The sequence below is a fragment of the Shewanella sp. SG44-2 genome (genome assembly GCF_014164215.1).
Taxonomy (GTDB): Bacteria; Pseudomonadota; Gammaproteobacteria; order Enterobacterales; family Shewanellaceae; genus Shewanella; species Shewanella frigidimarina.
The window spans coordinates 26,354-49,392 of sequence record NZ_JACJEU010000022.1 but is presented as its reverse complement, the minus strand read 5'-3'; the positions used below and the strand labels follow the sequence as shown (position 1 = coordinate 49,392).

The following is a 23,039-nucleotide window of genomic DNA, read 5'->3' as shown; positions in this document are numbered from 1 at the left end:
TTACAACTTAGGTTGAACCTAAGCCCTGCTTGTAGATACTTATCATAACCACATTGATGACTGAACGCCTTTCAATACAGAATACCTGAAAGTATCTAGAAAATCAGCTACCAGTTTTAGCCGCGACTAGTGAGTAATGAATCGACAATACCATACTCAACAGCTTGAGTAGCACTCATGAAGTTATCACGGTCGGTATCGCGTTCAATAATATCTAAAGGCTGGCCAGTATGTTCCGCTAACATTTGGTTTAATTTATTTTTAATACCAAGAATTTCTTTTGCATGAATTGCTATGTCTGATGCTTGACCTTGGAAGCCACCTAATGGCTGATGGATCATCACACGAGAGTTAGGTAAGCAATGACGTTTACCTTTAGCACCACCAGCTAGCAAAAATGCGCCCATACTCGCAGCTTGACCCATACATACGGTACTCACATTAGGCTTAATGAACTGCATTGTGTCATAAATGGCCATGCCAGCTGTGACAGAGCCACCAGGTGAGTTAATGTACAAATATATATCTTTATCTGGGCTTTCAGACTCAAGGAATAATAATTGAGCAACAATGAGGTTAGCCATGTGTTCTTCTACCTGGCCAACTAAAAAGATCACTCGCTCTTTTAATAGGCGAGAGTAGATATCATAAGAACGTTCACCTTTCGCTGTTTGTTCAACAACCATTGGAACAAGAGCGTTGAGTACTGATTCTGGTGCATTATGCATTATTCATTTCCCTAAAATAAAAATGGCCCGCATGAGGAACCTCATACGAGCCATTATAAATGGCGAACGACCTGTTAAGTCAAGCTTAGCTTACGCTCGTCCGGTAGCCTTGTTCATAAATTCTTCAAAAGCAACGTCTTTAACGGTTACTTTTGATGATTTTAACAATGCTTCCACCGCTTGCTCTTCAAGCGCTACGTTGCGCATGTTTTGCATGAGTTCTTTGTTTGAGTTGTAGTATGAAACAACTTCAGATGGATCTTCATACGCTGAAGCCATAGATTCGATCAATGTATTAACACGATCATCTTCTGCTTTTAGCTCGTTTGTCTTGATCACTTCGCCTAATAGCAAACCAATTTTAACACGACGCTCAGCTTGTTCAGTGAAAAGTTCAGCCGGAAGTTCAGGCATATTTTCAGTTTGACCACCAAAACGCTGCATAGCTTGTTGACGAAGTACATTCACTTCACCCTCAACAAGTGCTTTAGGAATAGCGATATCGTTTGCTGCTAGTAAACCTGTAATAACCTGCTCTTTCACATTCGCTTTTAACGCCTGCTCAAGTTCACGAGTCATGTTTTTACGGATTTCAGCTTTAAGTGCGTCTAAGCCACCTTCAGCAATACCAAACAATGAGGCAAATTCATCATTCACTTCTGGTAGGTTAGCCGCTTGAACTTCAGTCAACGTAATAACGAACTTAGCCGCTTTACCTTTCAAGTTTTCAGCATGGTAATCTTCAGGGAAAGTCACTTCGATTTCGAATTCATCACCTGTTTTATGCCCTACGATACCGGTTTCAAAACCAGGGATCATACGGTTGCTGCCTAATTGAAGTTCGAAATCATCAGCTTTTCCGCCTTCGAATTCTTCGCCATCAATAGAACCAATAAAGTTCATTTTAACTTTATCGTCAGCAACTGCTGCACGTTCAACAGGTGCAAAAGTTGCATGTTGTTTACGTAATGTTTCAATCATAACATCAACGTCAGCATCATTAACTTCAGCTTTAGGCTGTTCAACTGCAATGCTATCTAAACCCGTTAGGACAACTTCTGGGTAGATTTCAAATGTTGCAACGAATTCAAAAGAATCACCTTCAGTTGAACCAGGAGTAAATACTGGCGCACCTGCAGGGTTTAACTTTTCAGCTACGATAGCTTCAATAAAGTTGCGTTGCATCACTTCACCAGTGATGTCTTGACGAATGGCTTTGCCATAACGCTTGTTGATTTCGCCGATAGGCACTTTACCTGGGCGGAAACCTGGAAGACGAGCACGCTTAGCTTCGCGCAATACATTGTCTTTAACCAATTTCTCGATTTGCTCAGCAGGTACAGAAATAGTTAGGCGACGCTCTAGGCCTTGAGTTGTTTCAACAGAAACTTGCATTGTTTTACCTCGAAATATGTCTGACGTTCTTTGTAATGGTCGACAACTCAACCATTCGATATTCGTTTCTTGACCATGAATTTAGCTCTGATACCCAGCACAGCGATATTATTGATGCTGAAGACGCTGTTGGTACAGATAGCTTATTTTTGATATTTATCAAGACGCGACATTATAGCTACCGTTTTTAACAGAGTCGAGCCTGAAAAGGTCGATTTACATGATAAAAAAGCCGACTTATGTTCAATTTTGATGTGTTTGCACGTTTAATGTGCGAAATGAGTTTTTGACTTACGCTCAAAAAGCTTAGCAGCAAAACAATTATCGTGACTAAACCAAACCTATCACACCCATTAAAGGGTATTTATACGATAATTTGATTTAATCAGAAAAATGGGGTGACTGATGGGGCTCGAACCCACGACAACCGGAATCACAATCCGGGACTCTACCAACTGAGCTACAATCACCATTGAAATGGTACACCCGGCAGGATTCGAACCTGCGACCACCCGCTTAGAAGGCGGGTGCTCTATCCAACTGAGCTACGGGCGCATGGTTACAGTTAGATACTGCATCCTGTCTGGCTGAACAAGTTTACTTGTTCTGTTACTCACTGCAAGAGCAAATAACATTAATTTGGTCGGTGATAGAGGATTCGAACCTCTGACCCTCTCGTCCCAAACGAGATGCGCTACCGGGCTGCGCTAATCACCGAAAATCTTACGTTGTTTTCGAAACACATATTATCTATAAACAATAACGATGTTGTCCCGAGAACGGAGCGCATATTAACGAGTCACTTTGCTATCGTCAACGATTTTTTTAACCCTAAATGCTATATGTCGAATTTAACAGCAAAAATCGTGATTAGCATCATAGCGCGAATAGTTTATTCACTGTATTTTCCACGTCTAGCAAATGACACCCTTCAATACGCCTGCTAGAATAACGGCCGATCGACAATTGACTTCAACACCTGCGTCACTCAAAGGAAACTCTACAGCCATGACTGCTCAAATTATTGACGGTAAAGCCATTGCACAATCTATTCGCACCACACTAAAACAAAAAGTAACACAACGTAGACAAGCTGGATTTCGCGCGCCAGGACTTGCGGTTATTTTAGTGGGCAGTGATGCCGCATCTCAAGTCTATGTTGGCAGTAAACGTAAAGCTTGTGAGGAAGTCGGTTTTGAATCTCAATCTTTTGACCTTGACACCGAGACAACCGAAGCAGAGCTATTAGCGCTAATCGATGAGTGTAATGCCAATCCAAGCATCGATGGGATTTTAGTACAGCTGCCTTTGCCCGCTCATATTGATGATTCAAAAGTCATTGAACGTATTCGCCCAGATAAAGATGTTGATGGTTTTCATCCCTATAATGTTGGCCGTTTAGCTCAACGCATCCCAGTGCTCCGCTCTTGTACGCCGATGGGTATTATGACGTTAATCAAATCAACCGGTATAGATACCTATGGTCTTGATGCTACTGTAGTAGGTGCGTCGAATATTGTTGGCCGCCCAATGACACTAGAATTATTATTAGCCGGTTGCACAACAACAACCTGTCATCGTTTTACCAAAAACTTAGAACAAAAAGTGCGTCAAGCAGATTTATTAGTCGTTGCCGTTGGCAAACCTGGATTTATTCCTGGTGACTGGATCAAACCAGGCGCGATTGTTATTGATGTTGGTATCAATCGTTTGGAGAACGGCAGTTTAGTGGGTGATGTTGAATTTAATGTTGCCGCTGAAAAGGCTGCATTTATTACGCCGGTTCCTGGTGGAGTTGGCCCAATGACGATAGCAAGTTTATTAGAGAACACCCTATACGCATGCGAGCAGTATCATAGTTAACTAAATCTCAGATTAGCAAATCTCAGATAAGCCAACCATGCTGATTAATAACAAAAAAGCCTGCTATTGCAGGCTTTTGTTTTTATACTTGAAGTAAACTACTTTTTACGCCAAGTCGTGCCGCTAGGGCCGCCATCTTCTAACTCAACGCCTAACTCGTTTAAGCGATCGCGGGCCACATCCGCTGCTGGCCAATCTTTTTCAGTACGGGCACGGTTACGCTCAACGATAAGCGCTTCAATTTCTGCCACTTCATCGTCACTGCCCTCCCCCTTAAAGAAAGCTTCTGGCGTCTGGCTGATAAGGCCAAGCACATCTGCTAATTGCTTCAAGCTGACACCTAATGCCGATGCCGCTGCCATATCGGTTGTTTTAAGACGATTGATTTCACGTACCATCTCAAATAACACTGAATAGGCTTCAGGAGTATTAAAGTCATCATCCATTGCCGACTTAAACTTGGCTACAAACGCTTCAGCAGGCGCAGCATCAACTGTTAAGTCTAAACCTTTAAGCGCAGTGTATAAACGCTCTAGCGCTGCACGAGCTTGCTTTAAATTGTCTTCAGAATAATTTAACTGACTACGATAATGACCAGATAATAAGAAGTAACGTACAGTTTCAGCATCATAATGCTTAAGCACATCTCGAATGGTAAAAAAATTGTCCAGTGATTTAGACATTTTTTCACGGTCAACCATCACCATTCCGGTGTGCATCCAGTAATTAACATACGGGGTATCGTGAGCACAGCAAGACTGTGCAATTTCATTTTCATGATGTGGAAACTGTAAATCAGACCCGCCACCATGAATGTCAAAGTGTAAACCTAGATGTTTACTGTTCATGGCTGAACACTCAATGTGCCAACCAGGGCGACCTGGTCCCCAAGGTGATTCCCACGTTGGTTCACCCGGTTTAGACATTTTCCATAACACAAAATCCATAGGATTGCGTTTAGCATTATCTATCTCAACGCGAGCACCGGCTTGAAGCTGGTCTAAGTTTTGACCTGACAACTGTCCGTACTCAGGGAATGATGCAACGCTAAATAATACATCCCCATTACTGGCTACGTAAGCATGATCGCGATCGAGTAAACGCTGAACCATATCGATAATTTCTTCAATATGTAACGTTGCTCGAGGCTCAAAATCTGGACGTTTCATGTTCAAGGCATCAAAATCTTGGTGCATTTCGGCGATCAAACGCTCAGTTAGCGACTCACAAGATTCGTTGTTTTCAGCCGCCCGTTTGATAATTTTGTCATCAACATCGGTAATGTTGCGCTGAAAATTCACCTCATAACCGATATAACGTAAATAACGCACTATCATGTCAAACGAAACAAAGGTACGCCCATGACCAATATGACATAAATCGTAAATGGTTACGCCACAGACGTACATTCCGATTTTACCTGGATTTATTGGTTTAAATTCTTGTTTATCACGGCTAATACTATTGTAAATCTTTAACATCGATTGTTCTCTTTTACACTAATTTATAACGGGAAATGTTATCGCTGAGTCTAACATGATGTCACCTGTTTTGAACACTGCACTTTATGCGGCAGTTAAGATAAGTTAGAATCGCGCAAATTATTATTTTCAAGTGAGACAACATGATTACTTTACATACCAATATGGGCGATATTACTTTACAGCTAAATGAAGAAAAAGCGCCAATTACCGCGGCTAACTTTATGCAGTATGTTGAAGATGGTTTTTTCGAGGGTACTATTTTTCACCGTGTTATTGACGGCTTTATGATCCAAGGTGGTGGTTTCACTGAAGATATGAGCCAGAAAAGTGTTAAAGCATCAATCAAAAATGAAGCCAACAATGGTTTATCTAACCGTAAAGGCACAGTTGCCATGGCGCGTACTTCTGATCCGCACTCAGCAACAGCACAGTTTTTCGTTAACGTAAAAGACAATACTTTCCTTGATTTTAAATCAGAAACTTCACAGGGCTGGGGTTATTGTGTATTTGGTGAAGTGGTTGAAGGCTTAGACATTATTGAAACAATCAAAAATGTTGCCACTGGTAATAATGGTATGCATCAAGATGTACCATTAGAAGCCATTGTGATCAAAAGCGTTAGCGTTAAAGCGTAATTTTGAAGAAAACAATCTTTGTAGGCGATTTGCACTTAAGTGCAGATCGCCCAGATATTACTCAAGCCTTCATCTATTTCCTAAACCATGGTTTAGACAATACTGAAGCGCTTTATATCATCGGCGATCTATTCGAAGTTTGGATGGGTGATGATATTGCAGAATCCTTTACCATTGCCATCGCAGAAGCAATCAAAACAGTATCGAATTCAATACCTGTATATTTTACTCATGGTAATCGTGACTTTATGGTTGGCAAACAATTTTGCCTACGAGCGGGCATGAAAATATTGCCCGAAGTGTATTGTATCAACTTGTACGGTGTTAACACTGTGATTTTACACGGTGATAGCCTTTGTACCCTTGATATTGCTTATCAGCGATTCAGACGCTTTCGAAGTCTTGATATAGTGCGATGGGTTTACTCCCACCTACCGAAAAAGACACGCTTAAACATTGCGGCAAAAATTCGTCAAAAAAGTGTTCAAGGTAATCAACAAAAACATTACGAAATCATGGATGTTGAGTCAAGTGCTGTTACTGCGCTATTGGCAAGTACTGGTTGTCAAAGAATGATCCATGGTCATACTCATCGCCCAGCTATTCATCAACTCACCGCACAAGAACAACGTGTTGTGGTCGGTGATTGGTATACTCAAGGCAGCGTGCTAAACGTCAGCGAGAAAGGTTGCGAGTTAGTAACATTGCCCTTTTCTGAAACAAACTAGGCTCACTAAACAGTATCAACGTTGATATCATCAGTGAGTCTTGGTTTATATCGCGCACTTGTTGGTTATTGTGGCGGTAAACCGCTGTGAAAACGAAACTCGCTATCTTCTGTCAAAATTAATTCCATTTCTTTGTTACGAAAATAATCAATCCGTTCACTGATATCTTCACCTGCAATATCCTCAGCAAGAGCCAAATAGTCTTGAAAATGTCGAGCTTCTGAACGAAGTAATGAAGTATAGAACTTGGCGAGCTCATCATCTAAGTGCGGCGCAAGTTTGGCAAATCGTTCACATGAACGCGCTTCGATAAACGCGCCAATTATTAACTTATCAATTAACGTAAGTGGCTCATGAGTCCGCATATGAATAATTAACTGTTTGGCGTAACGACCAGCACGAATATTACTGTAATCAATGCCACGCGCAGTCATAATTTGTAAAACTTGTTCAAAGTGATGAAACTCTTCTTTAATCAAACGCACCATTTTACTCATTAAATCAGTGCTATTAGTGAGACTTTTATTGGCTACTAATTCACTAGTGATGTCATTCTTTTTGCTATCTCGAGCTAAAAATTCGTGAGCATTTCGGTCTTGTTGATAAACGAAATCTTCATAAGGCTTTGCCCAGGTCTTTAATAGATGTGAACTACTTTTATCAATCGCATATTTGCGGATCATTAACATTGCAGTTTGTGCAGCTTTAAGTTCACAGTTGCAATGATCAATCAGTAATGCAGTGAGTTGTTCGGGTTGTTTAGCTTGTTCGACCCAACGATTTGGCGTCTCACAACCTAAAAAGTCGTAAATAGGGACAAGTAATTGCTGCATAAAATGGATAATCCTTTCAAAAATCTATGTTCATTTTACCTTTAGAGCGATCTTTTCTGAAGCCAAAAACATAATACAACTTGACGAAAGTCTAATTATGTTCAATAAATAAGCTGAGCATCTAATTTAACGATTTAATAACAGATGCCATCGATCACCTTAAATGATGATTCTAAATTGGGATAGAGTCATAACTTAACAACATAGATGTTGGCAATGGAACCCTCTCAGTGTTATGCCAACACCATTCCCCTGTTGATAAGTAGATGTGGACTGATTAAGGCGATTGGTAAAAAGCTGTAGTCAGTTCGTCGTTGTTTGGCGAGCTAGGTCAAAAATGCTAAACAAGGATAACTATAATGGTATTGAATCACTTAATGGGACTTTACACTCATCCAAAAAAAGAGTGGCACACAATTGAAAAGAATCACGAAGCGCTAAAGAGCAGCTTGAGTCATGTATTGCTTATCGCACTGATCCCTGCAATTTGTGCTTATTTTGCGACAGCACACATTGGTTGGCATCCCGGAGCCGGAGAGCTTCTGTTTCTAACATCAAAAAGCGCACTATTCATGTCTGTTGGAATGTATTTCGGCTTGATTATTGGCGTTATGGCTCTTGCTTATCTAGCATATTGGATGGGCAAAACATTTGATGCTGATCCAACTTACACTCAAGCTCTCGAATTAGCGTCAGATACTGCAACCCCATTATTTATGGTTGGTTTAGCGGCACTCTACCCCGTGTTATGGTTCATTATGATAGTCGGTTTGATTGGCTTGTCTTATTCCGTTTATCTACTGTATGCAGGTGTTCCTATTATTATGAATATCCCTGAAGAAAAGGGTTTTATTTACGCTAGCTCAGTGGTTACTGCAGGTCTTGTACTATTAGTGGCACTGATGGCAAGTAGTGTCATTTTATGGAGTATTGGCTTCGGGCCGATGATGCAATAATTTATTGATTATTGAAAAATAAAACAAAAAAGGCGCATTTAGCGCCTTTTTGTTATTCATAATGCTGATTACGCAAAGGTATCTCTTAACGGTACCGTTAAGTTAAACACTAGATGTTCAGCGCTTGAATCTTTACTGTCTGCACAGAAATAGCCTTCTCGCTCAAATTGAAACGATTTCTCAGCCGGAGCATTGACTAAACCAGGTTCAACGAGTCCCTTCACTACTGTGAGTGAATTGGGATTTAGCACTTCATCAACAGTTTCAAAAGCAGCAGGATTTTCACTGGTAAATAAACGGTCATACAAACGAAACTCAGCAGGTTTCGCTGTTGAGGCTTCAACCCAATGAATAACCCCTTTAACTTTACGTCCATCAGCAGGGTTTTTACCTAAAGTATCTGCATCGTAAGTACAATAGACTGTAGTAATATTACCATCGGCATCTTTGTCACAACGTTCAGCTTTAATAATATAAGCATTACGTAAACGGACTTCTTTACCTAAAACAAGTCGTTTAAAGTGCTTATTAGCTTCCTCTTTAAAATCTTCAACATCAATGAATAACTCTCGTCCAAACGTCAGTTCACGCGTGCCCATGCCTTCATTATTTGGATGAGCAGGTGCTGTAATAGTTTCAGGCTGTGCATCTGGGTAGTTTTCAATAACAACTTTAATCGGTCTTAATACTGCCATTGCACGAGGTGCATGTTCATTTAATTCTTCGCGAATACACGCATCTAACATGCCGACTTCAATTAAGTTTTCTTGCTTGGTAACACCAATACGTAAGCAGAACTCGCGAATAGAAGCTGATGTGTAACCACGACGACGTAACCCAGCGATAGTTGGCATACGGGGATCGTCCCAGCCATCAACCAATTTACGTGTGACTAAATCGTTTAGTTTACGCTTAGACATCAAAGTGTATTCAAGATTTAAGCGTGAAAACTCATATTGACGAGTGCGATTTGGCGCTTGGAAATCATTTAAATGATCTAATACCCAGTCATATAAACGACGGTTATCTTGAAACTCTAAAGTACATATCGAATGAGTGATATTCTCAATAGCATCAGAGATACAATGAGTAAAATCGTACATTGGGTAAATGCACCACTTGTCGCCTGTTTGATGATGATGAGCAAATCGGATACGATAAATAATAGGATCGCGCATACACATAAAGGGTGATGCCATATCAATTTTGGCACGCAGAGCACATTCACCTTCTTTGAACTCTCCCTTACGCATTTTTTCAAATAACGCGAGATTTTCTTCAACACTGGTGTCACGGTATGGGCTGTTTTTACCCGGCTCTTTTAATGAACCGCGGTACTCTCTGGTTTGTTCGCCATTTAAGAAGCAAACGTACGCTAAGCCTTTGGTAATGAGCTCAACTGCATATTGATGTAGTTGATCAAAATAGTTTGATGAATAACGGATATCGCCAGACCATTCAAAGCCTAACCAACGCACGTCTTCCTGAATAGACTTAACATAATTGATGTCTTCTTTTTCAGGGTTTGTATCATCAAAACGTAAGTTACATTGACCTTGGTAATCTTTTGCAATACCAAAATTTAAGCAAATAGATTTAGCATGGCCAATATGTAAATACCCGTTAGGTTCTGGTGGAAAACGTGTATGTACTTGGCTGTGCTTACCGCTTTTTAGGTCTTCGTCTATGATATTACGAATGAAGTTACTTGGACGTACTTCGGTGTCCACATGACTCATGGAATTCCTCTTGGCGCACAATGGCAATATGAATAAAAATAGATGATCCTACAGATCTTATGTAGTTACAACTGCTAGTACCGAAAAAGTTAGCTTGTTAAAGCAAATAAACCCAGCAAAGCTGGGTTTATTGTTTAATTCAAACATATTTCAGTTAACTATTCCGTGACAATTCGTATTCCAGGAATAATTTGTTGTGCTTTGCGACCTTTCTTATTTAACCAGAAATAAAACACAACCAAAGCCATGACAAAGAAACTGATCCAACTAGCAGACTGTACCGGATGCTGATTAAATGTGGCCCCTTGGTAAACCACTGTTGCTGAACCATAAGCTAATGAAAATGTCCAAATTGCAGCAAAACGGGCCCACTTCGCACCAAATTCATGAACCAAGGCCCCCATCGCTGCTACACAAGGTGTATAAAGCAAGATGAACAACAAGTATGAGAATGCGGCTATCTGGCTTTTAAAGCCTGTTTGAAGCGCACTGAAGGTAGATGTATCAACAGATAACTCCATTGCTGCTTCATCTAAATCTGTGATACCTGCAATCGCAATTGATAATGGGTCACCAGGTTCAATACCTAATAAGTTTGTTGGAATTGTCGCTAAGCCGACTTTAACACTGTCCCAAATAGACAATAACTCTTCATCATCACCTGCTGAGGTGCTATATAAACTGTTTAATGTACCGACTACGGCTTCTTTAGCAAAAATACCGGTAATAATACCAACAGTTGCAGCCCAATTGTCTTGTTCTATTCCCATAGGAGAAAACAGCGGTGTGATTTGTTGGCTAGCAACACTGAGCAAAGACTCTTTACTGTCTTCATGGCCAAAAGATCCATCTGTGCCAATTGCATTAACAAAGTTAAGCAGTGTCACCACAATAATGATGGTTTTACCAGCGCCCATAATAAAGCTTTTAGTTCGTTTTGTTGTACGTGAAAATACTGCTTTGCTTTTAGGCATTTCGTAGCTTGGCAATTCCATAACAACGGCACTGCTTGTTCCTGGTAATACTGTTTTACGCAGTAACAAACCGGTGCCAATCGCGGCAAAAATACCAATAATATACAGTAAAAACACCAAGTTTTGGCCTGATTGAGGGAAAAATGCCGCTGCAAATAACGCATAAACAGGCAGTCGAGCACTACAAGACATGAAAGGCGCCATCATTCCAGTAACGATGCGTTCACGCTCGCTGCCTAATGTTCTGGTAGCCATGATGGCAGGAACCGAACAGCCAAAGCCAACAATCATCGGCACAAAAGCTTTACCTGGCAAGCCAATACGACGCATCAAGCCGTCGACAACAAACGCTGCCCGAGCCATATATCCAGATGCTTCAAGTACTGAAAGAGCAAGAAATAATGCAGCAACAACAGGAATAAACGTCGCGACTGTTTGGATACCTTGCCCTACACCGCCAGCTAAAATAGTCACAAGCCAATCAGGCGATCCCATTGACGACAGTAAGACACCAAAATGGTCAACAAAAATAGCCCCTGCAGTAATATCGAAGAAATCGATAAAAGAATTACCCACGTTAATACTGAATAAAAACATTAGGTACATAACAAATAAGAAAATAGGGATACCCAATACCGGGTGTAACACTACTTTATCAAGCCTATCTGTGGCGCTGATATGTTTCCCTTGATTTACTGATGCTTCAAACACCTGCTGTACAAAATCGTAACGGGTTGTGGCGATCATAATATCGATGTCTTCGCCTGCTTGTTCGACTCGTAAAGTACATTGCTTTACCGTGTCATGTAATTGTACTTCACTCGTACCACAGCCATTTCCATGGCTATTTGCTAAAATAGCAAGCGCTTGCCCACGGCTTAACGCCGTGAGACCTTGGCTATCATTTTGCATCTGTAATGCGGTTACACTGGCTTCAATATCGTTATGATACTGGAGCATTAAAGATTTTGTTGAGTCACCTTTTTCCAATAGTGACATTAACTCTGCCTGTAGTTGTTCTACATCGGCTTTACTTCGTGAACAAATAGCAACAACAGGACAACCTAAACGTGCTGACATGTCGTCAACATTAATGTTGATCCCAAGTTTTTTAGCAGCATCGATTTTGTTAATAACAACAATAATCGGAATACCTAACTCACGTAATTGGGTGGTTAAATATAGATGACGTTCGACATTTGTGGCATCAACTAGGTTGATGATTGCATCCACTTGTTGATTAGAAAGATAAGCCTGAGCAATCTGCTCGTCCAATGAACAATCGCAGCTATTACCTGCAGGGAGTAGATCGTAGATGCCAGGGAGATCGGTGAGAAAAATATCAGTCCCTGAATAATTTAGCTTACCGGTTTTCTTTTCGACGGTAACACCCGACCAATTGCCAACCTGCTGGCTAGCACCAGTAAGTGCATTAAAAAGAGTCGATTTACCTGCATTGGGATTACCCACGGTGACACAGTGAAATTGTTTAGTCATTTTTGAGCACTACCTCGATGATATCGGCTAAATCACAACGCATACATAATTTACTTCCACGTAAATCTAATTCAACACCTGACCCCATAGGAGCTCGTCGTATAAAATGAAAACGGGTGTTGGGTGTAATGCCCATGGATAACAATTTACGTTTAACAGTTTGCGGTAACGTTAATTGACCGATTTCAGAGATAATCGCCTGATCACCTGGCTTAAGTTCACTCAGCTTCATGTAACACTACCTTCAACAACATTAATAACGTTAAAAATTTTATCGGAACTAAACAAGTTAAACTCAAATCTAGATCAAAGTTTCACTTGTTAACGAGAATAGTTTTCAGTTGTATTACGTATTATGTGACAAATGCCCGTTAGAATATAGTGCAACTAAGATTTTATTTTTATTTTGAAGTAAAATTGGCTCAATAATGATTATGTTCTCTGGGCGGTCAACAACCCCATATAACAATCATCGGACCATTTACCATCAACACAGTTATTCTGTTTTAGTGTCCCTTCCAGAACAAAGCCCACCTTCTCTAATACTTTTCGCGAAGCAGTATTTTCATGAGCGCAAATACCAATGTATTTATGCATACTGAATTGTAGTGCCCCCCAATCGGTTACCGCGAGCAAGCTTTCACTGGCAAACCCTAATCCTTGCTGTTCTGGCGCAATTAAATAACCTACTTCAGCCCGCCTTAGCTGTGCATCATCACATCTAAAACCAATAAGTCCCACGGCCTGACTATTATCAATTCGCTCAATAACAAGCGTTAACCAATCTCCTGACTCAAAAAGCCATACAGCTTTACGCTGCTCAAATTTAGCGACTATATCTGATTCAGGTTCAACACTTCGAATATATTGATTAACATCTTTATCAAGATGTAAGCGAAGAAAAAAATCCCAATCCCTGCTCAGTAAATTTCGTAATTTAAGCCGATCACTATAAAGATTTATATCCATATACCCTCTTTTTAATACATAAAAATGGCAGCCTAAGCTGCCATTTTTATGTCACTCACTCAATATTGACTAGCCGCGACTAGTCACTTCAAGTAAATGAAAACCAAATTGTGTTTTTACTGGCCCTTGAACAACATTTAATGGTGCACTAAATACCACATCGTCAAATTCTTTAACCATCATTCCTGGTCCAAAAGAACCTAGTTCACCACCTTGTGCACCAGACGGACAAGAAGAATTTGCCTTGGCTACGTCAGCGAAATCAGCACCAGCTTCGATTTGTTGCTTGAGTGATTCACATTGTTCTTGAGTGCTTACGAGTAAGTGTCTAGCAGTTGCTTGTACCATAATTTGGCTCCTAAAATATAATAAAATAAAAATGTAACACTAACATAACGACAGAACGATGACATACTTAAGTCATCGTTCCTTTTACGGTATTTATTTTGCTAATTCAGCTTTTATCCAATCAGCGATTTTATTTTCCATCACCGCCATTGGTAACGACCCTGACGTGAGCAACTGATCATGAAAACCCTTTAAGTCAAATTTATCACCCAAAGCTTTCTCTGCATCTGCACGTAAGCGCAAAATAGTTAACTGGCCAACTTTATAAGATAGCGCTTGACCAGGTATAGCCATGTAACGCTCTACTTCTGCAACAATATCGGACTCCGCCATTGGAGAATTATCTTTCATGTATTGAATAGCTTGTTCGCGACTCCAGCCTTTCGCATGAAGTCCAGTGTCAACGACTAACCGCATCGCTCTTAACATTTCATCTGATAACTTACCAAAGTACTGATATGGATCATTAAATACGCCCATCTCAATGCCTAAATACTCTGCATACAACGCCCAACCTTCTTCAAACGCAGTGTAACCCTGGAAGCGCTGAAACTGTGGGACGTCAGTTAACTCTTGTTTAATCGCAATCTGAAAATGATGACCAGGAGCGGCTTCGTGCAATGATAGGGTTGTCATTCCCCATTTAGGTTGTGCTTTTAAGTTGTAAGTATTGATATAAAATACACCTGGGCGTGAACCGTCCACAGCAGGTGATTCATACGATGCACCAGCGGCAGATTTCTCACGAAAACTCTCTACGGGCTTAACAATGTAATCCGCTTTAGGCATTACATTAAAATACTGAGGTAATACTTGATTTATATGATCTTTAATTGCCATATAACCATCAATCAAATCTTGTTTGTCAGTAAAAAAGTACTGTGGTTCTGAAGATAAGGAGGCAAAAAATGCGGTTAAATCACCTTTAAAACCAACTTGCTCTCTCACCTTGTCCATCTCGGATAAAATACGTGCAACCTCAGACAAACCAATTTGATGTATTTCATCCACTGATAACGTTGTTGTTGTGTGGCTATTAGCTAAGTGTTGATACCAATCTTTACCATTTGGCAGTCCCCACCAACCATCAGAAGCTCGTGAACTGGGTAAATACACATTTTTTACATAGTCACGTAACTGAGTCAATGCCGGTAATAGCTCAGAATCAATAAGTTGAGAGTATTCTTTGGTTAATTGTGCTTTTTGTTCAGCTGTAAAACTTTCAGGCAGTAAATTAATTGGGGAATAAAAAAAACTGCTCTGTGCATCAGTAACAAGTTGGGCATCCAACTGAGGAATAATCCGCTCGACAAGCACTCGTGGTAATACAACTTTACTTGCAATACCTTCATCCATACGTTGCTGTGCAAGTTTAGTCCAGTGAATAAACCCACGTAAGCGACTTAACCAATTTTGATAATCTTCAACCGTCTTAAATGGTTGAGCACTTTCTCCACTACCCAACTGGACCATTGTGAATACTGTGCTATAAAATTGATTAATAGGTAAAAAGTACTCAGGATAAGTTTCTCCAATAAGCTCCATGTTACGATCATAAATAAACATGTCGTAACTGAGTTTAAGTGATGCAGGAAGTTTATCAACATCAATTGTTTTAGCTTGACTAAAATAATGGCTATTTAAATCATGACGAGCCTTTAAATACTCCTCAGTTAATGCACCACCGAATTGGTCGTTATAGTCATTGACTCCCACAAAGGTGGCGTAAATCGGCTCAAGCTTTAATTGATCATTAAAAAAATTATCGACCATTGCCAAATACTGCTCTGATGCAGACTGAGGCATCACGGCAGCACTAGATTCGGCGGTGGTTTCAGGCGCAGATGAGACAGTAGTGGCTTCAGAACAACCTTGAGCGGCCAATAATAAGGACACTGTCAATGCTAGCAATGTTTTATTCATTTTTATTATTCCTTAACACAATTTCACTCACGCCTTATTAGCGTGTCGATTTATCTCAGTGTAACTATCAAATATGATTCTGTTATTACTCTTATGAGGACCATGCTATTAGGGTCCATTACCAAGTAATTGTATGCTAATTAGAAGTGGAGTTACCTCACTATCCAATCAATGCTTATCTATACCTGACGTAAATTCGATTGCACAACATAAGCTCTCACTCATACAGCCCGCCTATGTCGACTTAAGTGTATAAGGGACACTTAAATCGAGTTAGCTCGTTCTGGATAGCTGATTTGCTAATATGCGATATCATTACAATGTGCCACATGACAAAGCAAACATAATCATTTTACTTATTGTATCTTTGCATTGCGGTTCATGAAACTAAACTTTAACAAATACACACTATCTAACAATTTATTGATTTAGAACATCAGTCAATACGTTTAATTCACGAAATCGAAGCCATTAATAAGACAAAATATTTAACATAGATAAAGAAAAAAATGTATTAGTAGTTTTCTTGTGCAAATAAAAAAGCCCCTAAAAAGGGGCTTTTTAAATCAAGCTTAAGTTAAAGCGTTACGTTGTGAATACGAGCTTTTTCTTTGATGTAAGAAATATAGCTCTTAGCACTACGTTCAGTCTTTTTATCATTAGCAGCAAGAACAGCTCGGTTATAAGCAGACTTGTACTTTTTAAGGCTCAAGTATGCTAAAGCTAGCTCAAATTGAGCTTCACCCGGGTTATCAATACCTGCATCAAGTGCTTTTTTAAGCACAGGAATAGCATCATTGTATTTTTGTTCTAAAGCAAGAATACGACCTTGTTTTAAATACAATTCACCCTTATTGCTAATGGCAGCTGCTTTACCGTAAAAGTAAGCAGCTTCTTTTAGCTCTTTAGCATTATGATAAAAACCAGCGAGTGTAGTTAAACTCTTCTCGTTTTCTGCAACTAAACCAGACTTCATGTGCTTTTCAAAAATGGTAGCAGCTTTGTAAGGCGAACCTTTTTGCGCTAACAATTGAGACAAACGAGTAATATTACTGTCAGTCTCTAAAAAGCCATTTTTATATGCTAAATCATATGTTGCAAGTGATTTATCATAGTCTTCAGTCATCAAGTAAAACTGAGCTAACTGAACCCAGAGACGTTTGTCGTCTTGGAACAAAGGCACCATAGTTTCTAATACTTTTACGGCTTCTTTGTACTTTTTCTGGTTAAAGTAAGCGGTTAACTTCATCTGATACAGACCTTTATCAGGCGATTCAGCTAAAGATAAACCTTTGTCAGCGACTTGTAGTACTTTATTCCAATCTTTTAACTCAGTGTAGGCAATACCAATTCGACGATACATTTGAGCATCTGCCTTACAGGTAAAATCCATCCACTTGTAATAATATGGAATCGCTTCTTTAAACTTTTTCTCTTGTAGTAACAAATCAGCATACAAACGCATTGTTGCAGCATGATCTGTACCACCAAGAATGTCAGCATCAACAGCAGTCTTCAAATATTTGATTGCTGTCTTCATCTGACCTTTTTCGGCATAGAAGTTACCTAACATACGATCGACATACGCTTTGTCGAAGTCGTTTTTAGCATTAGCCTCAAGCAATATTGCAATTGCTTGGTCTAAATTTCCTTCAGTATATGCTCCAAAAGATTTTTGTACTTTTTTTGCAGCGCTTTCGCCAACGGCACGAGATTGACGCTTGTCAATCTCACACTTTTCCGCAGCAACTACAGTGTTAGACAATAATGCACTTCCACAGACGGAAAGTAATAACGCTGTAGCGATACTAGTAACTTTACGCATTATCTACCTCCCTTCTCTAGTGTGAAGTCAAGTTGTACTGTCATACCACTTTGTCTTAATGGCTTGCCATCGACAATTTTCGGCTTGTATTTCCATTTTTTCAATGCGCGAATCGCTTCACGATCGAATAAACGCTTAGGTTCAGCTTTGATAACAGAAACGTCATCAACACCACCTAGTTCGTTAATTGTAAAGGTAAGTTGAACCCAACCCTCTTTACCATCACGAGCTGCAGCAATTGGATACTGAGGCTCAATACGAACAATAGGAGTAGCATCACCATCACGAGTCATCATGTTACCAAGCTTGAAACCTGTACTTGGTCCACCAGATTCGATCCCACCCATATTGAACGCCATATTAGTGTCAATATTAGATGATGAATCAGGCGGAGTAGTATCCGGCTTCGGTGGCTGCTCCGGTGGTGGAGGTGGCTTAGGTGTAACCCTTGGTTTTTTCTGTGCCTTCGAATCCTGTTTATCCATCGTAATTTCAATAACAGGGGATTCCGCTGATTCGCCGTTGCGTTGTGCGCCGCCGCCGACCAGGAAAGCCATGAAAGCAAACAGCCCAAAAGTCACTGCAGCACCAATGATTATTGATACGAGTGCTCTTAGCATATTACTCATTCCCCGCTGATACTGAAATTTTATCGATACCTGCAGCTTTAACGTTATCAAGCACTTTTACGACTAAACCATGTAAAGCGTCTTTGTCTGCTTGGATCAGTACAGCTGCTTCAGGTGCTTCCGCCAACATACGTTCTACGTTTGCAGTTACACGTTCGATATCAACCTGACGGTTTTCCATCATAATGACACCAGTTTTGCTGATACCAATAAAGATGTTCGCCGAAGGTTTAGACGTAGCCTGTGACGCTTTAGGCTTGTTGTAGTCTAAGCCTGATGGCTTAACAAACGATGTTGTTACAATAAAGAAGATCAGCATGATAAACACGATGTCTAGCATCGGGGTCATATCAATTTGCGCTTCCTCTTCCATAGTGGAATGCTTCTTACGTGCCATGTTCAATCTCTCTCTAGTGGTGAGGCATGCTGTCTTTTAGCTTTTCTAAACTGATTCTCATTTTTGAGTCTAAACGTGTGCTAAAGAAAACACCCGATAGAGCTGCAACCATTCCTGCCATTGTCGGCATTGTGGCCATTGAGATACCAGCGGCCATTAAACGAGCATTACTCGTCCCCTGAACTGCCATCACATCGAATACTGAAATCATACCGGTTACAGTACCTAATAGACCAATCATTGGACAAATGGCTACTAAGGTTTTGATTAACAGCATACGTGCATTCAAATCTTGCTTCGCTTGGGATACCCAAGCTTCACGGATACGGTGAGCATGCCAAGAAGTTGTTTCTTCTCTTGCTTCCCATGAGGCAATAACGGCTTGATGTTGTTTTGGTGATATCCAATTTAGATACCAATAACGTTCAAGCATTAACACCCACATTAGAAATAGCACTGCTGCAACCAGCCAGAGGACATCGCCTCCGGAGGCCATGAAGCCCCTGACGGAATCCCATACGTCCATCAGGATTAGCATCATTAGTCAGCCCTCTTCTCAGCATGTTCTGCAATGATACCGGCACTTTGTTCTTCAAGAACTTGAACAATAGACTTGCTACGAGCAACTACAATTGCATGTAATAACATTAGAGGCAATGCAGCAATTAGACCTTGAACGGTAGTAATAAGCGCCATAGAAATACCACCAGCCATCAATTTAGGGTCACCAGTACCGAATAATTGAATAGATTGGAAGGTTGCGATCATACCGGTAACTGTACCCAATAGACCCATCATAGGAGCAATAGCAGCGATAACTTTGATGATTGAAATACGAGCTTCTAAAGCAGGCGTTTCTTTTAAGATTGCTTCATCAAGTTTTAGCTCAAGTGTTTCAACATCAACATCTTTATTTGACTGGTATACTTTTAGGATACGACCTAAAGCGTTGTTACCAGGATTTTCGATGTTTTTACGTTGGCTATTAACTTTAGCGCCAATAATAGTTAGAGTCACTAAACGCTCAATAGCAATTAATGCACCTAAAGCTAACAAGGCAAGAATGATGTAACCAATTGTTCCACCGGCTTCTAAACGATCTTCTAAACTAGCTTTGTTAGTAAAGATGTTTAGTAGCACGCCACGAGCTGGATCTATATAGAAAGGAGCAACACCTGAAGTAGTATTTTCCCACGAGCCAACTGCGCTAACCTGATAACCTTCTGGTTGCTGTGATAACTGTTGAATTAAACCAAGTTCAGGTTTGTAAACAACATATTTACCTTCAGCAGTTAAGTTGAAAGGACCTACACGGTGAATTGCAGTATTTACTACGTTGCCGTCGATAGCAGTAACATCACCATCGAATTTAACAACTTTACCTGACTCAACCATTTCAAATAACTGTGCTTCCCAAAATTGTTCTAACTCTTCAATTTTAGGCAGTGATTTACGTGCACCCAATTCAGCAATAAAGGTATCACGACCAGGAAACTGAGCACTGATGTTAGACGCAGCTAACTTACCAGCGAAATCACCGGCTTCACCTTTAACAACACCAAACATTTCACCCAAGTCACCTTGAGCAGTTTTTAGATCTTCCTCTAACTGAGCAATTTTACGCTCGTTATCCAAGAATGCTTGGTTCAAATCTTTACCGCGTTGCTTTTCAGCAGACAAGGCATTTTTTTCACGCTTAAGTAATTCAGCTTTATCGCCACGTTCCGCTTGAAACTCTCTTTCACGCTTAGCGTTTGTCTTACCTTCGTTAGCTCGATCGGCTTTAACTTGTTGTAACAGTTGACCAATAGTTTTTGGTGCATCTGCAGCAGAAACCATACCAGCTGTTAAAGAGAAAGTTGCAGCCACTAGCACTGATGTAATTAACTTCTTCATTATTGTGCAGTCTCCGCAGCAGGGATTGGTAATGCGAATAGGTCTAGAGCGCCTTGCTTACGAGCAATGCGGATACCTTTAGTAATATCACGTAGGTAGCTATCGTCTAACTTATTCCAAGACTTCGCATCTGCATCGTACATCCATGCAATTTTCTGATCCAAGCTTTGTGCATAAAGAGCAACTCGGCCTAAATTGAAGAAATCAACGAGTACTTCTTTACCATCTAAATTCAACTTACCAGTATGAACCGATACAAAGCTACCATACTCACGTTCAATGCTATAAGCATCAAGAATTAGACGGTATTTTTCTGCCAATGTAACTTCTGCAGTATCAAGAATGTCTTTTAAATTTTTAACACGATTCTGACGAGTTTCAATGTTAAATGGTAAATCTAAATTTACAAACTGCTCTAAAGCGTCAACCATTTTAAACATTAATGGCACAACACCCTGGCGAAGTTTATCTACGCCGTTGATATCAGTTTGAATTAAATCAAGTGAATTTTGTTGATCAGCTACCAAGCCTGCAACGTAATCATTGTATGACTTCAATGATTCACGTTCATCAGCAACGCTGCCATACTCAAAAAGCATGTCTTGTGCTTGGTCAAAATATTTGTCGACTTTCTGTTGCGACGCAGCAGAAGCAGCATTAAGGCTGCTATCGGCTTTTTGAACGTCAGCTAGAGGATCTGCAACAACGAAGTTGCTGCCAGCTAAAGCCAGAGCGCCAACAAGTGCAGTAGCGATTTTTGTTCTATTGCTTACCTTGGACATAGTTCCCAACCAATTTGAAGTGAATTAAAAAGTTCAACTTTGCAAAATAACCATGATCTAAAATTGTTAATCAATGTTACTTCAACTAAGCACGTCTTTTTCTTGTGATTGTTAGTTTTTCTTCCCTTTTCTACGCCTATTAAAGCGTAGACCCGTTGGCATCATTTCACAAAATGTTGACCTATGTCAACATTTGCAAAGTTTAAAAACTTGTGGAAAGAGCTGTTAGAGGCGTTAATGTTGTCGAAAGGTTAATAAATAAACGTCTTCAACATAAATGTATCATAATTTAATGCTAAGCTAAAAAAAATAATTCCTTTTATTCAATGTGTTATAAAAAGATGTCAATCCTATAATACTCTCTATTTAGCTTATTCATCATTACTAAATAAATTTTGAACCATGTAAATACCAACCTAAGACTTCATTTTGTTCATTTTTTAATACTTTGAGTTCATTTAAAATCATATTGTTTTGGTGGAATTTAGCTATAAATGTTGCCAATTTAGTTTCATCAAATGCAGCATTAACCAACTCTGTTAATCGTAGTTTTAACGTATCCATTTGTATTGTAATAAATTCAATAAATTCTAACTTTTTTGTAACAGGCCAAAATAATCCAGCTTTAAAAAATTGAGCAACGAAACGCATTAAATCACAATCTTGGGCTGCAGCCTCATCAAACATGACTAACAATTTAATCAAGTCATTAATTTCCGCTCTAATCTGTTCACATTGAAGGTCTTTCTTAATTCGCTCAACATCTTCTTGATTGCTGACATTGCCCATGGCATTTGCCATTTTACCTAAACAATTAATTAATAAATTGACTTCATCTTTATCAATTAACGTCAAAATTCTTCTATTTCGATTAAGGATCATTGAACGATTATGATGACAAACAATGACAAACTGACCATCATCCTTTAATACTCTAGTCGCTTCTTCGAGTGACTGCTCAATATTTGAATACTCAAAACCAAATTGAGATATATAAAGATCAACAGAGTTAGATTCAAAAGGAAGCTGTTCGCAGCGAGTGTTAGACATTAAAGCTATGTCTATATTTTGATTATTGTTACTTACTGAGTTGGCTAAAGTAACCTCAGCTAAATCAACACCGATAACCTTACCCGTGAGATCAACTTTTGATAACCCATCACGTAATAACAGCGGTAACGAGCCATTACCCGTGCCAACATCGACGACCAAAAAATTTTCTGTAAGCCCATCGAACACCGGTTCCCATACATTTTTCAATACACCTTCATAATTACCTGATAATGCTTCACCGAATGACGTAGTGTGTCCTTGCTGCCAATATTCACTCCAGTGACTATTCATGTAAACTCCTCAATTAATCACATCATATTGTTATAATACACCAAGTAAAAAGGCTCCCGAAGGAGCCTTTCTTATATCTAATTAATGACTAATT

General features: G+C 39.8%; 21 protein-coding genes and 3 tRNA genes. 4 read left to right on the top strand and 20 right to left on the bottom strand.

Translation table 11 applies throughout. From position 1 onward, the window contains the following. Positions 1-116: 116 nt before the first annotated feature. The 5 genes from clpP to H5181_RS15085 form a co-directional block, all read right to left on the bottom strand. Positions 117-728: an ATP-dependent Clp endopeptidase proteolytic subunit ClpP gene (clpP, locus tag H5181_RS15105; protein ID WP_011638046.1), complete on the bottom strand. Its 612-nt coding sequence runs from the start codon at positions 726-728 to the stop codon at positions 117-119. Between the two features lie 90 nt (positions 729-818). Further along, positions 819-2,123 carry a trigger factor gene (gene tig / locus H5181_RS15100; RefSeq protein WP_011638047.1) on the bottom strand — a complete coding sequence of 435 codons (1,305 nt, stop codon included), beginning with the start codon at positions 2,121-2,123 and terminating at the stop codon, positions 819-821. Positions 2,124-2,517: 394 nt separating this feature from the next. Beyond that, positions 2,518-2,593, bottom strand: a tRNA-His gene (locus H5181_RS15095). Between the two features lie 8 nt (positions 2,594-2,601). Then, positions 2,602-2,678, bottom strand: a tRNA-Arg gene (locus tag H5181_RS15090). Positions 2,679-2,763: 85 nt separating this feature from the next. Next, positions 2,764-2,840 (bottom strand) — tRNA-Pro (locus H5181_RS15085). Positions 2,841-3,131: 291 nt separating this feature from the next. Here H5181_RS15085 and folD point away from each other — a divergent pair. Then, complete coding sequence (gene folD, locus H5181_RS15080) at positions 3,132-3,986, top strand: bifunctional methylenetetrahydrofolate dehydrogenase/methenyltetrahydrofolate cyclohydrolase FolD (RefSeq protein WP_011638048.1); 855 nt, start codon at positions 3,132-3,134, stop codon at positions 3,984-3,986. A 98-nt stretch (positions 3,987-4,084) separates the two neighbouring features. On the opposite strand, the gene cysS is transcribed toward folD, so the two are convergent. Then, positions 4,085-5,467 (bottom strand): cysteine--tRNA ligase, encoded by a 1,383-nt coding sequence (cysS, locus tag H5181_RS15075; protein WP_102036467.1) that lies wholly within the window; start codon positions 5,465-5,467, stop codon positions 4,085-4,087. A gap of 143 nt (positions 5,468-5,610) precedes the next feature. Here cysS and H5181_RS15070 point away from each other — a divergent pair, with 143 nt between their 5' ends. Next, positions 5,611-6,105 carry a peptidylprolyl isomerase gene (locus H5181_RS15070; protein WP_011638050.1) on the top strand — a complete coding sequence of 165 codons (495 nt, stop codon included), beginning with the start codon at positions 5,611-5,613 and terminating at the stop codon, positions 6,103-6,105. A 2-nt stretch (positions 6,106-6,107) separates the two neighbouring features. Then, positions 6,108-6,833 carry a UDP-2,3-diacylglucosamine diphosphatase gene (locus H5181_RS15065; protein WP_102036466.1) on the top strand — a complete coding sequence of 242 codons (726 nt, stop codon included), beginning with the start codon at positions 6,108-6,110 and terminating at the stop codon, positions 6,831-6,833. Between the two features lie 65 nt (positions 6,834-6,898). Here the strand turns inward: H5181_RS15065 and miaE are convergent, their stop codons facing one another. Continuing rightward, the gene (miaE, locus tag H5181_RS15060) at positions 6,899-7,666 is read right to left on the bottom strand and encodes a tRNA isopentenyl-2-thiomethyl-A-37 hydroxylase MiaE (protein ID WP_182751428.1); all 768 of its coding nucleotides are present in this window, start codon (positions 7,664-7,666) and stop codon (positions 6,899-6,901) included. A 359-nt stretch (positions 7,667-8,025) separates the two neighbouring features. On the opposite strand from miaE, the gene H5181_RS15055 reads away from it, so the two are divergent. Then, a complete protein-coding gene (locus tag H5181_RS15055) occupies positions 8,026-8,622 on the top strand; it encodes a Yip1 family protein (RefSeq protein ID WP_182751427.1) in 597 nt (198 codons plus the stop codon). Positions 8,623-8,690: 68 nt separating this feature from the next. On the opposite strand, the gene glnS is transcribed toward H5181_RS15055, so the two are convergent. The 13 genes from glnS to H5181_RS14990 all read right to left on the bottom strand — a co-directional run bounded on the left by glnS (position 8,691) and on the right by H5181_RS14990 (position 22,945). Further along, positions 8,691-10,361: a glutamine--tRNA ligase gene (gene glnS, locus H5181_RS15050; protein ID WP_182751426.1), complete on the bottom strand. Its 1,671-nt coding sequence runs from the start codon at positions 10,359-10,361 to the stop codon at positions 8,691-8,693. A 158-nt stretch (positions 10,362-10,519) separates the two neighbouring features. Next, complete coding sequence (gene feoB / locus H5181_RS15045) at positions 10,520-12,832, bottom strand: Fe(2+) transporter permease subunit FeoB (protein ID WP_182751425.1); 2,313 nt, start codon at positions 12,830-12,832, stop codon at positions 10,520-10,522. Continuing rightward, the gene (locus tag H5181_RS15040; protein ID WP_011638067.1) at positions 12,825-13,064 is read right to left on the bottom strand and encodes a FeoA family protein; all 240 of its coding nucleotides are present in this window, start codon (positions 13,062-13,064) and stop codon (positions 12,825-12,827) included. The genes feoB and H5181_RS15040 overlap by 8 nt, the downstream gene beginning before the upstream one ends. Before the next feature lie 200 nt (positions 13,065-13,264). Then, positions 13,265-13,801, bottom strand: a complete 537-nt coding sequence (locus H5181_RS15035) for a GNAT family N-acetyltransferase (protein ID WP_182751424.1) — start codon at positions 13,799-13,801, stop codon at positions 13,265-13,267. A gap of 69 nt (positions 13,802-13,870) precedes the next feature. Further along, complete coding sequence (locus H5181_RS15030) at positions 13,871-14,149, bottom strand: peptidylprolyl isomerase (protein WP_011638069.1); 279 nt, start codon at positions 14,147-14,149, stop codon at positions 13,871-13,873. Positions 14,150-14,242: 93 nt separating this feature from the next. After that, the gene (locus tag H5181_RS15025; protein WP_182751423.1) at positions 14,243-16,072 is read right to left on the bottom strand and encodes a DUF885 family protein; all 1,830 of its coding nucleotides are present in this window, start codon (positions 16,070-16,072) and stop codon (positions 14,243-14,245) included. A 577-nt stretch (positions 16,073-16,649) separates the two neighbouring features. Continuing rightward, positions 16,650-17,897 carry a tetratricopeptide repeat protein gene (locus H5181_RS15020; protein WP_011638071.1) on the bottom strand — a complete coding sequence of 416 codons (1,248 nt, stop codon included), beginning with the start codon at positions 17,895-17,897 and terminating at the stop codon, positions 16,650-16,652. Further along, the gene (locus H5181_RS15015) at positions 17,897-18,517 is read right to left on the bottom strand and encodes an energy transducer TonB (protein WP_011638072.1); all 621 of its coding nucleotides are present in this window, start codon (positions 18,515-18,517) and stop codon (positions 17,897-17,899) included. The genes H5181_RS15020 and H5181_RS15015 overlap by 1 nt, the downstream gene beginning before the upstream one ends. Before the next feature lies 1 nt (position 18,518). Further along, positions 18,519-18,923, bottom strand: coding sequence for a biopolymer transporter ExbD (locus tag H5181_RS15010; protein ID WP_011638073.1), 405 nt, complete (start codon positions 18,921-18,923; stop codon positions 18,519-18,521). A gap of 13 nt (positions 18,924-18,936) precedes the next feature. After that, entirely contained in the window at positions 18,937-19,464 is a 528-nt protein-coding gene (locus tag H5181_RS15005) for a MotA/TolQ/ExbB proton channel family protein (RefSeq protein ID WP_011638074.1), read from the bottom strand. Then, entirely contained in the window at positions 19,464-20,819 is a 1,356-nt protein-coding gene (locus tag H5181_RS15000; protein WP_011638075.1) for a MotA/TolQ/ExbB proton channel family protein, read from the bottom strand. Before H5181_RS15000 ends, H5181_RS15005 begins: the two co-directional genes overlap by 1 nt. Then, positions 20,819-21,601 (bottom strand): DUF3450 domain-containing protein, encoded by a 783-nt coding sequence (locus tag H5181_RS14995; RefSeq protein ID WP_011638076.1) that lies wholly within the window; start codon positions 21,599-21,601, stop codon positions 20,819-20,821. The genes H5181_RS15000 and H5181_RS14995 overlap by 1 nt, the downstream gene beginning before the upstream one ends. Positions 21,602-21,985: 384 nt before the next feature. Beyond that, positions 21,986-22,945 carry a class I SAM-dependent methyltransferase gene (locus tag H5181_RS14990; RefSeq protein ID WP_182751422.1) on the bottom strand — a complete coding sequence of 320 codons (960 nt, stop codon included), beginning with the start codon at positions 22,943-22,945 and terminating at the stop codon, positions 21,986-21,988. Between the last annotated feature and the right edge of the window lie 94 nt (positions 22,946-23,039).

Excerpts from the sequence above, each read along its gene's own strand:
- folD (WP_011638048.1), top strand. The coding sequence starts at position 3,132 with ATGACTGCTCAAATTATTGACGGTAAAGCCATTGCACAATCTATTCGC.
- cysS (WP_102036467.1), bottom strand. The coding sequence starts at position 5,467 with ATGTTAAAGATTTACAATAGTATTAGCCGTGATAAACAAGAATTTAAA.
- feoB (WP_182751425.1), bottom strand. The coding sequence starts at position 12,832 with ATGACTAAACAATTTCACTGTGTCACCGTGGGTAATCCCAATGCAGGT.
- H5181_RS15020 (WP_011638071.1), bottom strand. The coding sequence starts at position 17,897 with ATGCGTAAAGTTACTAGTATCGCTACAGCGTTATTACTTTCCGTCTGT.
- H5181_RS15055 (WP_182751427.1), top strand. The coding sequence starts at position 8,026 with ATGGTATTGAATCACTTAATGGGACTTTACACTCATCCAAAAAAAGAG.
- clpP (WP_011638046.1), bottom strand. The coding sequence starts at position 728 with ATGCATAATGCACCAGAATCAGTACTCAACGCTCTTGTTCCAATGGTT.
- H5181_RS15070 (WP_011638050.1), top strand. The coding sequence starts at position 5,611 with ATGATTACTTTACATACCAATATGGGCGATATTACTTTACAGCTAAAT.
- H5181_RS15000 (WP_011638075.1), bottom strand. The coding sequence starts at position 20,819 with ATGAAGAAGTTAATTACATCAGTGCTAGTGGCTGCAACTTTCTCTTTA.
- H5181_RS14995 (WP_011638076.1), bottom strand. The coding sequence starts at position 21,601 with ATGTCCAAGGTAAGCAATAGAACAAAAATCGCTACTGCACTTGTTGGC.
- glnS (WP_182751426.1), bottom strand. The coding sequence starts at position 10,361 with ATGAGTCATGTGGACACCGAAGTACGTCCAAGTAACTTCATTCGTAAT.
- H5181_RS15035 (WP_182751424.1), bottom strand. The coding sequence starts at position 13,801 with ATGGATATAAATCTTTATAGTGATCGGCTTAAATTACGAAATTTACTG.
- tig (WP_011638047.1), bottom strand. The coding sequence starts at position 2,123 with ATGCAAGTTTCTGTTGAAACAACTCAAGGCCTAGAGCGTCGCCTAACT.
- H5181_RS15040 (WP_011638067.1), bottom strand. The coding sequence starts at position 13,064 with ATGAAGCTGAGTGAACTTAAGCCAGGTGATCAGGCGATTATCTCTGAA.
- H5181_RS15030 (WP_011638069.1), bottom strand. The coding sequence starts at position 14,149 with ATGGTACAAGCAACTGCTAGACACTTACTCGTAAGCACTCAAGAACAA.
- H5181_RS14990 (WP_182751422.1), bottom strand. The coding sequence starts at position 22,945 with ATGAATAGTCACTGGAGTGAATATTGGCAGCAAGGACACACTACGTCA.
- H5181_RS15010 (WP_011638073.1), bottom strand. The coding sequence starts at position 18,923 with ATGGCACGTAAGAAGCATTCCACTATGGAAGAGGAAGCGCAAATTGAT.
- H5181_RS15005 (WP_011638074.1), bottom strand. The coding sequence starts at position 19,464 with ATGATGCTAATCCTGATGGACGTATGGGATTCCGTCAGGGGCTTCATG.
- miaE (WP_182751428.1), bottom strand. The coding sequence starts at position 7,666 with ATGCAGCAATTACTTGTCCCTATTTACGACTTTTTAGGTTGTGAGACG.
- H5181_RS15015 (WP_011638072.1), bottom strand. The coding sequence starts at position 18,517 with ATGCTAAGAGCACTCGTATCAATAATCATTGGTGCTGCAGTGACTTTT.
- H5181_RS15025 (WP_182751423.1), bottom strand. The coding sequence starts at position 16,072 with ATGAATAAAACATTGCTAGCATTGACAGTGTCCTTATTATTGGCCGCT.